Origin of the sequence: Roseateles microcysteis (assembly GCF_036880965.1) — a bacterium.
GTDB lineage: Bacteria > Pseudomonadota > Gammaproteobacteria > Burkholderiales > Burkholderiaceae_C > JAUASW01.
This window is the reverse complement of the sequence record NZ_JBAJMV010000001.1, coordinates 198,100-210,189: the sequence shown is the minus strand read 5'-3', so window position 1 is coordinate 210,189 and position 12,090 is coordinate 198,100. Positions and strand designations below refer to the sequence as shown.

Here is a 12,090-nt window from a genome sequence, read left to right as displayed (position 1 = left end):
AAACAAAGCAGGAGACAAGATGACGAAACGCTTGAACAGCGTGGCGGCGGCGGTGCTCGCCCTCACGATTCCGATGGCCGCGCAGGCCACCAACGGCATGCAGCTCGAAGGCTACGGCCCTATTGCCGCCGGCATGGGTGGTGTCTCGATGGCCCTGAACAACGGTGTGGCCGCATCGGCCAACAACCCGGCGACGCTGAGGCTGATGGCGACGTCCGCGCGCCTCGACCTGGCCATCGGCCATCTGGGCCCCGACGTGCAGCTTAGTGCCGGTCCCATGGCCAGCAAGTCGGGCGGCACCTCTTACACGATGCCTGCCTTCGGCTATGCGCGGCGCAGCGGCGATTGGGTCTACGGCGTCGGCGTGTTCGCGCAGGGCGGCATGGGCACCGAGTTTGGTGCCGACAGCTTCATGGCCATGGGCTCGGGCAAACCTGTCCGTTCGGAACTCGGTGTCGGCCGGGCCATCCTGCCCCTGGCCTACAAGGCATCGCAGCAGCTGACGCTGGGCGGCTCGGTCGACCTGGTCTGGTCGACGCTGGACCTGCGCATGGCGGCCAGCGGTGCCCAGCTGGGCCAGATGGTGACCGGGGCCACCGGCAACCTGGCCCAGGCCTTGCCGGCTTTGGGCGGCGCACCCTGGGCCCGCATCGACTTCAGCGACGGCACCGAGTATTCGGGCGAGGCCTGGTCGCGCGGCTGGGCCGCCAAGCTGGGCTTCCACTACAAGCTCAGCGACGAGCTGTCCGTTGGCGGCGCCTGGCACAGCCGCACCCACCTGTCGGACATGAAGACCAGCCCCGGCGGCGCCTCGATGAGCGCCATGGGCGGCTTCGCCGACTCGGGCAGCCTGCGCGTGCTCGACTTCCAGATGCCCGCGCAGACAGCCCTCGGCGTGGCCTGGCAGGCCACGCCCAGCCTGATGGTGGCCGCCGACGTGAAGCGCATCGCATGGAAGGGCGTGATGGACATGCTGCGCATGCGCTACGACAGCGCCGGCATGGGCGGCTCGGTCAGCTTCGGCCTGCCGCAGCAATGGAAGGACCAGACGGTCACCGCGATCGGCCTGGCCTGGTCAGCCACACCCGCGCTGACGCTGCGTGCCGGCTACAACCATGCGTCCAACCCGATCCCCGACCTCTTCGTGAACCCGCTGTTCCCGGCCACGGTCGAGAAGCACTACACGGCGGGCTTGTCGCTCAAGTTCGGCGAAAGCTCTGAGGTCAGCGCCGCGCTGAGCAAGTCTCCCGCGGCCCGCGTGGTCAGCGGCAGCGGTGTCGGCATCAGCCATGCGCAGCTGAATGGGCAGCTGATGATCAGCATCGGTTTCTGATTTTTATTCACAATATAAGGAAACAATCATGAACGGAATCAAAGGACGGCTGTTGCGCGTGGCCCTGCTGCTGGGCGTGGCAGGCATGCTGGGTGGCTGCGGCACTCTCTCGACCCTGGGCAAGCTCGAGGACGGTGCCGGCGCCGAAGCCGGCAAGATGTGGGATCGCTGGGTGGACAGCGGCGGCGACATCGCCGTGGCCACGACCTGGGAACGCAAGGTCAAGCCGGGTGTGACCCTGGATCAGGTCGAACAGGCGCTGGCCAGCGTGGCCACCGAACACAACATCCGTCCGGTCGGCGAGCTGCCTCTGTCCAAGGAACTGGAGGCCCGCAGCGGCAAGCCGCAGAAACTGCTCAAGGTCTACAGCTACTGCAACCCGCAGACGGCGCGCAAGATGGTGGACTTCTCGCCGCACATGGCGGCCTACCTGCCGTGCCGCATCAGTGTGGTCGAGCAGGCGGATGGCCTGTGGATGTACACGCTGAACATGGACATGATGATCCGCATGGGCCGCAAGCTGCCACCTGACCTGAAGTCCGATGCGCTGAAGGTGCGCGAGGCGATCTGGCAGATGATGGAGAAGGGCTCGCGCGGGGAGTTCTGAGAGACCTTGGGGTCGGCCTTGCGCCGACCCATCGATCCATCAGGGCTTCAGGTAGACGAAGCCTTCGCGCGCCTGCAGCCGACCGATTTCGGCCACGCCCGACGGCACGATCTTGGACTCCATCACCAGCTTGTCGGCCGGTATGTTGCGGGCCACCAGCGTGTTGTTGCAGACGCGGAACTCCACACCGCGGTTGGCCAGCTCGCTGATGTTGCCGGCGAAGGGCTTGCCGGGCGCCGCTTCTGCGCCGTCGATCAGAAAATCGATGCCGGCGCCATGCGCCACGACCACGATCCTGGCCGTTGGGTCGGCGGCCAGATGGTTGCGGATGTTGCCCAGGCCCCGGGCGGCTTGCGCGAGGCCCTCGCTCATGTGATAGACGATCTTCACCGGTCCATCGGCGGCCAGGCTGGCGGTGCTGGTCAGCAGGCTGCCGAGGCCCAGGGCCAGGGCCGCCAGCAGGCTGTGTCTGCGTGTTGACATGGATCACTCCTTGGGGTTTGCGCGGCATTACATTAGAAGCTGCGCATATTAGGATTAAGCGCGACTTTGACGTCCCTCACCACGGGGCAAACGCGGAGCCATATGTTCATCGACGGCTGGATTGAATCGGTGGGTCAGGCCCGGGCGCTGGCCTTTGGCGGCGTGGCCATCGGCTTTGTCTTCGGCTTCTTCGCCCAGCGCTCGCGCTTCTGCCTGCGCTCGGCCACCATCGAATTCTCGCGTGGCCTGCGCGGCGGCAAGCTGACCGTCTGGCTGTTTGCGTTCGCGTCGGCGCTGCTGGTCACGCAGGGCCTGGTGGCATTGGGCTGGGCCGATGTCAGCAGCGCGCGCCAGCTGGCCTCGCGCGGCAGCCTGTCCGGCGCGGCGATTGGCGGCGCATTGTTCGGCATCGGCATGATCCTGGCCCGCGGCTGCTCCAGCCGCCTGCTGGTGCTGGCGGCCCAGGGCAATCTGCGCTCGCTCTTGTCGGGCCTCGTGTTCGCGGTGGCGGCGCAGGCCGCCTGGACTGGCGTGCTGGCCCCGGCGCGCGAGGCGCTGTCGGCGCTGTGGACGGTCGAAGGCGGCGCGGCGCGCGACCTCGTCATGCTCACGGGCATGGGGCGTGGCGGGGCGCTGCTGTTCGGCGGCATCTGGCTGCTGGCGGCGATCCGCTGGGGTTGGCATCAGCGCGTCCCCACCTGGGGCTGGCTCGGAGCTGTCATGGTAGGGCTGAGCATTGCGGCGGCCTGGTGGTACACCGCGCATGTGGCCCAACTGGGTCTGGAAGCGGATCTGGCACCGATCCAGGCACTCAGCTTTACCGGCCCCTCGGCCGAGGTGCTGACCCGCGTGCTGTTCGCGCACGACAAGCCGCCCAGCTTCGACCTGGGTCTGGTCCCCGGCGTGTTCCTCGGCTCGTTCTGTGCGGCGGCGCTGTTCCGCGAGCTCAAGCTGGAAGGCTTCTCGGGCGGTGCGAGCATGCGCCGCTACCTGTTCGGTGCACTGCTGATGGGCTTTGGCGGCATGCTGGCCGGCGGCTGCGCGGTCGGGGCCGGGCTGTCGGGCGCGGCCGTATTCACGATCACCTCCTGGGTCGCGCTCGCTGCCATGTGGGCCGCCGCAGCTGCCACCGACCACGTGCTGGACTGGCGCACCGAGAAGGCATCGGCTGCGCCGGCCGTGCCGCTGGACCAGCCGGTGCCTCAGTTGTCTCGCTCCTTCACGCGTTGAAGACATGAATGACATAGAAACTTCCGACTTCTGCATCCGTCCGCCACGCCCGTTCTGGCCGGCCTGGCTGGCCGGCCTGGCGCTGGGCGCTGTGTTGCTGCTGACCTTTGTCTGGACCGGTCATGGCCTCGGGGCTACCGGTGCCACGACGCGGCTCACTGCAGCCATCGGCCAGACCGTGGCGCCGGTGGCCACGCAAGCCAATGGCTACCTGGGCCCCATGGTCGAAGGCGGTGTCAACCCGCTGCCCGGCTGGATCAGCTGGCAGGTGCTGGGCGTGGCTCTGGGCGCGCTGGCGAGTGCCTGGCAGGCCGGACGACTGCGCGTGCAGCTCGACGGCCAGCGCAGCGTGGGCTCGGCCCGGCGCCTGGCGGCAGCTTTCGGCGGAGGTCTGATGGCGGGCTTCGGCGCGCGCGTGGCGGCCGGTTGCACCAGCGGCCTGGGCCTGTCGGGCGCGGCCACGCTGGGCCTTTCGGCCTTCGTGTTCCTGGGTGTGTTCTTCGCGGTCGGCATCCTGGCCAGCCGCCTGGTCAAGGGGATCTGAATGCAGCTGCCTCTGAATGATGCCGGCCTGTGGTCGGCCCTGGTCTGCGGCGGCCTGTTCGGCTTCGTGCTTGAGCGTGCCGGCTTCGGCAGCCCCTGCAAGCTGACGGCCCAGTTCCGCTTCACCGACTGGTCGGTGCTCAAGGTCATGTTCACGGCCATCGTGGTCGCCGCAGCCGGGCTGGCGCTGCTGCGCGGGCTCGGCTGGCTGCCTGCGGACGCCGTGTTCGTCCCCACCGCCTACCTTGGTGCCGCTGCCATCGGCGGCGCCCTGGTCGGCGCCGGCTTCGCTATCGGCGGCTACTGTCCGGGCACCTCGGTGGTCGGCCTGATGTCCGGCCGGCTGGATGCACTGGTCTTCCTGGTGGGGCTGCTGGTCGGCACCGGTCTGTTCGCAGGCGCCTGGGGCTCGGCGCTGGACGCCTGGACCACGGCCGGCGAGCTGGAGAGCGGCGACACCCTGCTCGATGCCTTCGGCGTGCCCGACGCCGTTGCCGTGGGTGCAATGGCCGCGGCCCTGGTCCTCGTCTACTGGCTCGGCGGCCGCATGGAGCGCCGCAGTCGCGGGCCGGTCAGCGCGGCGGAGGCGGTGCAGGGCGCTGGCGCCGAGCGCTGATCCATTCCTACCTTTGTCCATCCAGGAGTTCTTCATGAAAGCAAGCCTCTCCCGACGTCGATGCGCCACCCAGGCGGCCCAGGCGCTGCCGGCACTGGCCATGGCGCTGGCCCTGCTGCAGCCGGCCGCTGCCGCCGAGCCGGCCAAGCCCGCACCCAAGGCTTCGGCACCCGCCAGCGCGCTGCCCTCATCGGCAAGCAAACCTGCCAATCCCTGCGGCCCGGCCAACCCTTGTGGTCCGGCCAAGAAGAAGCGCAAGAAGTCCGCTGACAACCCCTGCGGGCCGGCCAATCCTTGCGGCCCGGCCAAGAAGTGAGCCGCGGCGGCTGAGGCGGGCAGAGCATGCAGGCACAGGCAGCCTGGCAGGCGGTGCAGATCCCGCTGCGCGCGGCGCAGCGTGGCCGCAGCATGGCCGAACTGGCGCTGTGTGGCGCGCAAAGCCTGACCGCATGGCGGCACTACCCGCGATCCGACGCGCGCGACACCGCGAGCGGCTGCTCGTTCTACTTCCATGCCCACAACGACGCGCGCAGTGCCGAAGAGCACGGCCACTTCCACCTGTTCATGCGGTTGCCGCAGGCTGGCGGCTTCCAGCATCTGGCGGCGCTCAGCATCGACAACCTCGGCCGGCCGCTGCGCTGGTTCGCCACCAACGCCTGGGTGACCGGCGAGCAGTGGCAACCGGCGCTGCGCATGCGCGATGCACTGCCGCAGTTCGCGCTGCAGATGCGCGGCCCGGCCGCGCCGGTGGGCCGCTGGCTTGAAGCACTGGTGCGCCTGCACCAGGATGCGCTTGCCGAGCTGCTGGAGCGCCGAGACGCCACGCTCGGCGCCCGGCAGGCCGCCACGCTGGAACCGCTGGAGCGGATCCTGGCCGACCGCGACCTCGACCTGCTGGCCGAATCCCCCGTGAACCTCGGCCAGCGCCTGCAGCAGCTGCAGGCCTCTCTCGACAACGACCCCGGAGACGACTGACATGACCCTATCAAAGACCCTCCCTGCCTCGGTAATGCGCCGTGGCCTGTTCAAGCTGGCCGTGTCGGTCGGCGTGCTCTGCGGCGCCGGCCTGTCCTGGGCCGGCGTGACCCTGCCCGGTCCCGTGGTCGACAGCGCCTGGCTGGCGGCCAACCTCGACAAGGTGCAGGTGTTCGAGGTGCGCGCCAACGTCAAGAGCTTCACTGGCGCGCCCGAGTTCGAGACCGATGCCAAGTCGGGCAAGAAGACTCTGGTCGAGGTTGGCGGCCACATCCCGGGCTCGCGGCTGATGGACACCAAGCCGCTGCGTGTGGACCGCAAGATCGGCGAGCTGACCGTGAAGTACATGATTCCCGAGGGGCCGGCCTTCGAGAAAGTGATGCAGGCCATGGGCGTTGACGCCGACAAGCCCATCGTGCTCGTGCCCTTGGGGCTGGACATGACCGACCTGGACGATGCGCTGCGCGCTCACTGGCAGCTGAAGGTCTATGGCGAGGACAACATGGCCGTGCTGGACGGCGGCATGGCCAACTGGCTGCTTGAGGGCCGCGCGCACAGCAGCGAGGCCGCGACGGCGCGGCAGGGCAGCTGGAAGGTCAAGGCCGATCGCAGCGCCCAGTACATGGCCGACTCGCAGGCCGTGGCCGATGCCGTGGCCGCCAAGTCGGGCAGTGTGGTTGACGGGCGCGACCTGCGGTCGTTCCACGGCTTGGCCAAGCGCGACTACGTCCATGCGGCCGGCCACATCCCCGGCGCCAAGGTTCTGCCTCCCGAGTTGCTGAACAGGCCGGTCGCCGGTGGTGCCGTGAAGCTGCAGAGCACGGCGACCTACCGCGCCCTGGTGGCGGCTCTGGGAATCGACGCCGACAAGCCCGCCATCGCCTACTGCAACAGCGGTCACCTGGCCTCAGGTCCCTGGTTCGTGATGTCGGAGCTGCTCGGCATGCGCAATGCCCGTTTGTACGACGGCTCGATGCACCAGTGGACGCTGGAGAAGCGTCCGGTCGAAGGCGCGATTCCTCTACAGTAGGCGGCCATGAACACATCGACACCGTTCCATCGCAGCCTGCTGTTTGCGGGCCTGTGCATGCTGCCGCTGCTTGCGCAGGCGCAGCAGAGTGCCAAGGACCAGGCGCGCGCCGAGGAGATCGTGCAGGGCAAGTGCTTCATCTGCCATGGGGTCGACGGCGAAAGCTCGAGCCCCGTGTTCCCGCGCCTGGCCGGCCAGCACGGTGCCTACATGGCCCGACAACTGGCCGACTACCGCAGCGGCAAGCGCAAGAGCAGCACCATGCAGCCGATGGTGGAGGACCTCAGCGCCGAAGACTTTGCGGCGCTCGGCCGATACTTCGAGAGCCGCACGCCGCTCAAGCACGCGGTCGAGGATTCGGACCTGGCCCAGGTCGGCCGCTTCATCTTTATGCGTGGCAATCCGTACACCGGCGTGGCGGCCTGCGCCAGCTGCCACGGCGAGAAGGGCCACGGCACGCCGCAGCTGCCGCGCATCGCCGGCCAGCATGCGCAGTACACCGAGAACCAGCTGAAGGCCTTCAACAAGCGCGAGCGCACCAACGACAACGCGGTGATGCACGCGATCGCCAGCAAGCTGAGCGAGCTGGAGCTGAAGGCGGTGTCGGCCTACCTGAGCGGGCTGAACTGAGCGCAGCGACGGGCCTGGACCCCAGGGTCAGGTCATTTGCGCCGGGTTGAGCCGCGGGTGCGTTTCTTCGCCCAGCCACCACAGCAGGACGCCAGAGGCGCCCATCGACAGCGAGACGAAGCGGAAGGCGGCCTCCACATCGCCGCTCCACTGCGCCATCAGGCCGAGGCCCAGCGCGCCGATGCCGTAGCCCAGATCGCGCCAGAAACGATAGATGCCGATGGCCGAGCCGCGCCAAGTCGGGTGAGAGATGTCAGCCACGGCGGCGGACAGGTTGGGGTAGAGCAGGGCCATGCCCATCCCCGACAGCGCCGCTGACAGCGACCACCAGGTCATGCCCTGGCCCTGCAGCATCAGGGCCACGCCGGCGCCGCACAGCCACATGCCCGCGACGGTGGGTCGATGCCGGCCGATGTGGTCGGACAGGCGACCGGTGAACAGCTGTGAGGCTCCCCAGCTGAGGCCGTAGACGCCGATGACCGCGCTGCTCTGGGTGAGGCTCAGGCCGTGCTGCTGCAGGTAGATCGGATAGAACACCCAGACCAGCGCGTCGACGAACTTCTCCACCAGGCCGGCCTGGCTCAGGGCGAAGAACCGCCGGTCGCGCCAGCTCAGCAGCGCGAACAGCTCCCAGCTGCCGGGCTCGCTCGAGACCGGGTGGGGATAGCGCGCGGGTGGCAAGCCGGCCGAATGGCCCGCGGCGGCCTGTCGCGCCGCATCGGCGCGTGCCCAGGGCAGGGTCTCGCGCACCCAGCGCAGCGTCAGCACGATCGCGACGAGGACGACCGCGAGCCCGAACAGCAGCAGCCCCTGGCGGGGCCCCAGCCAGCTCGCCAGGGCGGCGGTGGCGATCCCTGCCAGGGCCACGCCCGCGTAGCCGGCGAACTCGTTCAGCCCCAGCGTGAGGCCGCGCTCGCGCGGGCTGGTGAGGTCGAGCTGGGCGGTCTGCGTCATCGACCAGGTCAGTCCCTGGTTCATGCCCAGCAGCACTGTTGACGCGACCACCCAGCCCCAGCTCGGCGCAAGGGCGACCATGACCGGCACTGGCAGGGCCGCCAGCCAGCCCAGCAGCAGCACGCGTCGGCGTCCGACCCGCTCGGACAGGCGTCCGGCCACGAAATTCATCACCGCCTTGACGACACCGAAGGCGATCACGAAGGTCGTCAGCAGCAGGAACGAGGTCCGCGGCACGCCGAACTCGCGCTCAGCCAGGGCGGGCACCACGGTGCGCATCATGCCCAGGGTCAGGCCCACCAGCAGCACCTGCAGCAGCTGGTGCAGGAACTGCGGCAGATTGGACTGGATGCCTTGCTGATGCTGCATGTGCGGGCGATCGGTCGCTTGGGCTCAGCTCGCCAACGGCATGCCGGCCGCTTGCCATTCGCTTACGCCGTCCAGCAGCTTGTGCACACGGTAGCCATGGCGGCTGAGCAGCCGATGCGCCTCTTCCGAGAACAGGCAGAACGGGCCGCGGCAATAGGCCACGATGTCCTTGTCGCGCGGCAGCTCGGTCATGCGGCTGGCCAGTTCCTGCAGCGGCATGGAGCGGGCGAACGGCAGGTGGGCCTGCTGATATTCCTCCTGCGGTCGCACGTCGATGATCAGCAGCTCGCCGCGCCTGGCGCGCCTGAGCAGGGTGTTGCGATCCAGGCTCAGCAGCTTCGAGGGCTCAGCCACCATGCGGTCGAGTGCGACGCGCAACTCGTCCAGGTGCGCCTCGGCCACCTCGCGCAGCCTGACCCACAGGCCGGCCACGTCGTCGCCGGCAAGCCGGTACACGACGTACTTGCCGTCCTTGCGCGAGCCCACCAGCTGCGCCTCACGCAAGGCCCGCAGGTGGGCGCTGGCCAGCTTGATGTCGATGCCGAGCTCGCCTGCCATCTGCTCGACCGATTTCTCGCCCTGCGCCAGCAGCCCCAGCAGCTCCAGCCGCTTGGGGCTGGACAGGGCCTTGCCGATGCGCGCCACCTGCTCGTAGAGCAGGTCCTTGGTGTGTCGCTTGTTCATGCCAATCATTCTAACGATGGTTAGAATGATTGGCGAAGCCGCGGCTGGTTGGCAGCACGCGGCAGGGACGTTCGATGGACCCCGACAGACTCAGGCATTCGCTGGCCGCCCTGGTCGTGCTGTGCGTGCACGGGCTGGCGCTCGTGCTCGCCGGCGGGCTGCTGCAGCGCGCCTCGAAGGGCGCCCGCGCGCCGCAGTCGGTCATTCAGCTTGTCCTCGTGCCGCCCGAGCCGCCCGCGGCGCCCGCAGCGCCAGAGGTGCTGCTGGCGCCTACCTTGCCTGAGCCATCCATCGAGGCTCGCGCGCTGCCGCTCGAGCCGCCACCGGTGCTGGACCGCCCACCCGCGACTCAGGCCGCGCCACCCGCGCCCACCGCGGCCGAGTGGGCGTTCGCCGCTGGCTACGCGCTGAAGAACAGCAAGGGCTATCGCCACAGCTGGGGTCGGCAGGTGCGCAGCTTGATGGGCACGGCGGTGGAGGGGCCTGATCAGGGACTGGTCCGCTTCCGTGTCGAGATCGCGCCGGACGGCCGCCTGATACAGCTGGAAACGCTGTGGAGCACCTCGCCGCTGGCCGAGCGCCTGGCGCGCCAGGCGATCGAGGCCATGCCCCCGCTCCCGCCCACGCCGACCGGCCAGCCTCTGATCTTCGAGCGGACGATCTCGTTCTCGCCCTTCGCCACCGACGATGCGCCGGTCTACCGGAACGACTGCCGCCCGGACCCGCCGGTGTTTCGCAATCCGTTTGCCTGGGATGGCCGGGCGCCGCAGGTCCGCGCCGAACAGAAGGTCGACGCGCCGCTCGACCCGCAGGCCCTGGCCGAATGCCTGAGGCAATTGCCTACCGACAGCCTCGAAGCGGAAAGCGCCAACGACCAGCGGCACATCGAGCGCGGCCGCTCGAGCAGGCTCGGGCGATGAGGGTGCCGCATGTGAAGAGGCCGGCGTCGCTGACGCCGGCCTTGTCCCTTGATGCGGCGCTGGTCGCTCAGCCCAGCATGTCGTCCCAGATGTTCTGCGCCCACGACAGCGCGTAGCGGCCTTCGACCTGGTTGGCCGCGGCCGACACGCCGCCGGAGCCCGGCACCGGCTTGAAGGTCTTCTCGGTTGCGTCGTACTGGTGCACCGAGGCCACGTGGATCACGTCGCGCGCGGTGACGAAGCTGTAGCAGGTGTTCATCACCACCGGCGTGGCATTGACCGCCTCGCCCTTGAGCAGCTGGATGATGGCCGCGGCCGCCACCTTGGCCTGCTGGTTGGCCATGTGGCCGGACTTGGGCATGCCGGGGCCGGGGAAGGTGGCGTCACCCAGCACATGGACGCCGGGCGCGGCGGTGGACTCCATCGTCAGCCAGTTGACGCCGCTCCAGCGCTGGTTGATGTTGACCACGCCGGCCTTCACCGCCAGGTCGGCGGCGCGCTGCGGCGGAATCACGTTCAGCACGTCGGCCTTGACGTCCTCGAACTCCAGCTTGGCGAGCTTGCCGCCATTGCTCACCTCCTTCAGCTCGGCATTGGCGCGGTATTCGAGAATGCCGTCGTAGTGCTGCTTGAAGGCCTTCTCGAACAGGCCCTTCTTGGAGGTGATCTCGGGGTTGGCATCGAGCACCAGCAGCTTGGACTTGGGCTTGGCCGCCTTCAGGTAGCTGGCAATCATGCAGGCGCGCTCGTAGGGGCCGGGCGGGCAGCGGTAGGGCGCCTTCGGGATGCTCATGGCCACCACGCCGCCGTCGGGCATGTCGAGCAGTTGCTTTCGCAGCGCTACGGTCTGCGGGCCGGCCTTCCAGCTGTGCAGCACCTGGCCGCTGTCCAGCGCGGCCTTGAGGCCGCCAATGCCCTCGAGCATGAAGTCGATGCCTGGCGAAAGGATCAGGCGGTCGTACGAGAGGCTCGTGCCGTCGGCCAGGCGCACGGACTTGGCCGCAGCGTCGATTGCCACCACCTCGCCCTGCACCAGCTTCACGCCCAGCGCCTTCAGGCCCTCGTAGCCGCGGCTGATGTCGGCCATCTGCTTGTGGCCGCCGATCACCAGGTTGGAGATCGGGCAGGAGATGAAGCCGGCATTGCGCTCGACCAGGGTCACGTCGATATTGCCGCCCCACAGGCGCAGGTAGCGCGCGGCCGTGCTGCCACCGAAGCCGCCGCCGATCACGACCACCCGGCCGAGGCTCGGCCCGCTGCCGGCCATGCCGGCGCAACCGGCGAGGCCGAGGCCAGAGAGCGCGAGGCCGCCCAGCAGCAGCTGGCGGCGCTTGAAATCCTGTTGTGTGTTCGTCATGGCGCGCTCCTCAGGGCTTGGCCGCCGGCAGCGCGGCGAAATGCTTGACCACCAGCTTCAGCTGGTCCTCGGTATAGCCCTTGACGATCTGGTGCATGATCGTCGCCGGCTGCGCCCCGCTGCGGTAGTCGGCCAGCAGCTTCAGCAGCTCGTCCTCCTTGCGGCCGGCGAGCGATTTCATCTCGCCCTTGGCCACGCCCGCGGTGCCGTGGCAGTTGGCGCAGGTGGCGGCGAGATTGCGCGCCAACAGCGGGTCGGGGCCGGCCTGGGCCTGTGCCAGCGGGGCCGTGGCCGCCAGGGCCAGGGCCCAGATGCTTGCTTGAATCGGTGTCATGGGCGTCTCCTTGTTGGGCAAGCGT

At 69.0% G+C, this 12,090-nt stretch carries 15 protein-coding genes; 10 read left to right on the top strand and 5 right to left on the bottom strand.

Going from position 1 to position 12,090, the window contains the following annotated elements; genetic code table 11:
* Positions 1 to 19 precede the first annotated feature (19 nt).
* Positions 20 to 1,333, top strand: coding sequence for an OmpP1/FadL family transporter (locus V3596_RS00945; protein WP_334275709.1), 1,314 nt, complete (start codon positions 20 to 22; stop codon positions 1,331 to 1,333).
* 28 nt (positions 1,334 to 1,361) lie between these two features.
* The gene (locus V3596_RS00940; RefSeq protein ID WP_334275708.1) at positions 1,362 to 1,940 is read left to right on the top strand and encodes a DUF302 domain-containing protein; all 579 of its coding nucleotides are present in this window, start codon (positions 1,362 to 1,364) and stop codon (positions 1,938 to 1,940) included.
* Between the two features lie 39 nt (positions 1,941 to 1,979).
* Here V3596_RS00940 and V3596_RS00935 read toward each other — a convergent pair whose 3' ends face one another.
* Entirely contained in the window at positions 1,980 to 2,423 is a 444-nt protein-coding gene (locus V3596_RS00935) for a DsrE family protein (protein WP_334275707.1), read from the bottom strand.
* 102 nt (positions 2,424 to 2,525) lie between these two features.
* On the opposite strand from V3596_RS00935, the gene V3596_RS00930 reads away from it, so the two are divergent.
* The 7 genes from V3596_RS00930 to V3596_RS00900 are packed head-to-tail and all read left to right on the top strand — an operon-like array spanning position 2,526 to position 7,447.
* Complete coding sequence (locus V3596_RS00930) at positions 2,526 to 3,653, top strand: YeeE/YedE family protein (RefSeq protein ID WP_334275706.1); 1,128 nt, start codon at positions 2,526 to 2,528, stop codon at positions 3,651 to 3,653.
* Between the two features lie 4 nt (positions 3,654 to 3,657).
* Entirely contained in the window at positions 3,658 to 4,197 is a 540-nt protein-coding gene (locus V3596_RS00925; protein WP_334275705.1) for a YeeE/YedE thiosulfate transporter family protein, read from the top strand.
* A complete protein-coding gene (locus V3596_RS00920; protein WP_334275704.1) occupies positions 4,198 to 4,812 on the top strand; it encodes a DUF6691 family protein in 615 nt (204 codons plus the stop codon). It abuts the gene before it with no gap.
* 34 nt (positions 4,813 to 4,846) lie between these two features.
* Positions 4,847 to 5,128, top strand: a complete 282-nt coding sequence (locus V3596_RS00915; RefSeq protein WP_334275703.1) for a hypothetical protein — start codon at positions 4,847 to 4,849, stop codon at positions 5,126 to 5,128.
* Between the two features lie 26 nt (positions 5,129 to 5,154).
* Entirely contained in the window at positions 5,155 to 5,787 is a 633-nt protein-coding gene (locus V3596_RS00910) for a DUF6969 family protein (RefSeq protein ID WP_334275702.1), read from the top strand.
* A 1-nt stretch (position 5,788) separates the two neighbouring features.
* Positions 5,789 to 6,817, top strand: coding sequence for a sulfurtransferase (locus V3596_RS00905; RefSeq protein ID WP_334275701.1), 1,029 nt, complete (start codon positions 5,789 to 5,791; stop codon positions 6,815 to 6,817).
* Between the two features lie 6 nt (positions 6,818 to 6,823).
* The gene (locus V3596_RS00900; protein WP_334275700.1) at positions 6,824 to 7,447 is read left to right on the top strand and encodes a c-type cytochrome; all 624 of its coding nucleotides are present in this window, start codon (positions 6,824 to 6,826) and stop codon (positions 7,445 to 7,447) included.
* Positions 7,448 to 7,474: 27 nt separating this feature from the next.
* Here the strand turns inward: V3596_RS00900 and V3596_RS00895 are convergent, their stop codons facing one another.
* Both V3596_RS00895 and V3596_RS00890 read right to left on the bottom strand, forming a co-directional pair.
* On the bottom strand, positions 7,475 to 8,770 hold the full coding sequence (locus V3596_RS00895) for an MFS transporter (protein WP_334275699.1): 1,296 nt from the start codon (positions 8,768 to 8,770) through the stop codon (positions 7,475 to 7,477).
* Between the two features lie 24 nt (positions 8,771 to 8,794).
* Entirely contained in the window at positions 8,795 to 9,454 is a 660-nt protein-coding gene (locus V3596_RS00890) for an ArsR/SmtB family transcription factor (protein WP_334275698.1), read from the bottom strand.
* Positions 9,455 to 9,528: 74 nt separating this feature from the next.
* On the opposite strand from V3596_RS00890, the gene V3596_RS00885 reads away from it, so the two are divergent.
* Positions 9,529 to 10,374, top strand: coding sequence for an energy transducer TonB family protein (locus tag V3596_RS00885; protein ID WP_334275697.1), 846 nt, complete (start codon positions 9,529 to 9,531; stop codon positions 10,372 to 10,374).
* 67 nt (positions 10,375 to 10,441) lie between these two features.
* Here V3596_RS00885 and V3596_RS00880 read toward each other — a convergent pair whose 3' ends face one another.
* Complete coding sequence (locus V3596_RS00880) at positions 10,442 to 11,731, bottom strand: NAD(P)/FAD-dependent oxidoreductase (protein WP_334275696.1); 1,290 nt, start codon at positions 11,729 to 11,731, stop codon at positions 10,442 to 10,444.
* Between the two features lie 10 nt (positions 11,732 to 11,741).
* Positions 11,742 to 12,065 (bottom strand): c-type cytochrome, encoded by a 324-nt coding sequence (locus V3596_RS00875; protein ID WP_334275695.1) that lies wholly within the window; start codon positions 12,063 to 12,065, stop codon positions 11,742 to 11,744.
* Positions 12,066 to 12,090 lie beyond the last annotated feature (25 nt).

What these genes read in the sequence shown, in the direction of transcription:
- V3596_RS00925 (WP_334275705.1), top strand. Translation starts at nt 3,658, where the DNA reads ATGAATGACATAGAAACTTCCGACTTCTGCATCCGTCCGCCACGCCCG.
- V3596_RS00910 (WP_334275702.1), top strand. Translation starts at nt 5,155, where the DNA reads ATGCAGGCACAGGCAGCCTGGCAGGCGGTGCAGATCCCGCTGCGCGCG.
- V3596_RS00915 (WP_334275703.1), top strand. Translation starts at nt 4,847, where the DNA reads ATGAAAGCAAGCCTCTCCCGACGTCGATGCGCCACCCAGGCGGCCCAG.
- V3596_RS00930 (WP_334275706.1), top strand. Translation starts at nt 2,526, where the DNA reads ATGTTCATCGACGGCTGGATTGAATCGGTGGGTCAGGCCCGGGCGCTG.
- V3596_RS00885 (WP_334275697.1), top strand. Translation starts at nt 9,529, where the DNA reads ATGGACCCCGACAGACTCAGGCATTCGCTGGCCGCCCTGGTCGTGCTG.
- V3596_RS00875 (WP_334275695.1), bottom strand. Translation starts at nt 12,065, where the DNA reads ATGACACCGATTCAAGCAAGCATCTGGGCCCTGGCCCTGGCGGCCACG.
- V3596_RS00895 (WP_334275699.1), bottom strand. Translation starts at nt 8,770, where the DNA reads ATGCAGCATCAGCAAGGCATCCAGTCCAATCTGCCGCAGTTCCTGCAC.
- V3596_RS00900 (WP_334275700.1), top strand. Translation starts at nt 6,824, where the DNA reads ATGAACACATCGACACCGTTCCATCGCAGCCTGCTGTTTGCGGGCCTG.
- V3596_RS00935 (WP_334275707.1), bottom strand. Translation starts at nt 2,423, where the DNA reads ATGTCAACACGCAGACACAGCCTGCTGGCGGCCCTGGCCCTGGGCCTC.
- V3596_RS00905 (WP_334275701.1), top strand. Translation starts at nt 5,789, where the DNA reads ATGACCCTATCAAAGACCCTCCCTGCCTCGGTAATGCGCCGTGGCCTG.
- V3596_RS00880 (WP_334275696.1), bottom strand. Translation starts at nt 11,731, where the DNA reads ATGACGAACACACAACAGGATTTCAAGCGCCGCCAGCTGCTGCTGGGC.
- V3596_RS00945 (WP_334275709.1), top strand. Translation starts at nt 20, where the DNA reads ATGACGAAACGCTTGAACAGCGTGGCGGCGGCGGTGCTCGCCCTCACG.
- V3596_RS00940 (WP_334275708.1), top strand. Translation starts at nt 1,362, where the DNA reads ATGAACGGAATCAAAGGACGGCTGTTGCGCGTGGCCCTGCTGCTGGGC.
- V3596_RS00920 (WP_334275704.1), top strand. Translation starts at nt 4,198, where the DNA reads ATGCAGCTGCCTCTGAATGATGCCGGCCTGTGGTCGGCCCTGGTCTGC.
- V3596_RS00890 (WP_334275698.1), bottom strand. Translation starts at nt 9,454, where the DNA reads ATGAACAAGCGACACACCAAGGACCTGCTCTACGAGCAGGTGGCGCGC.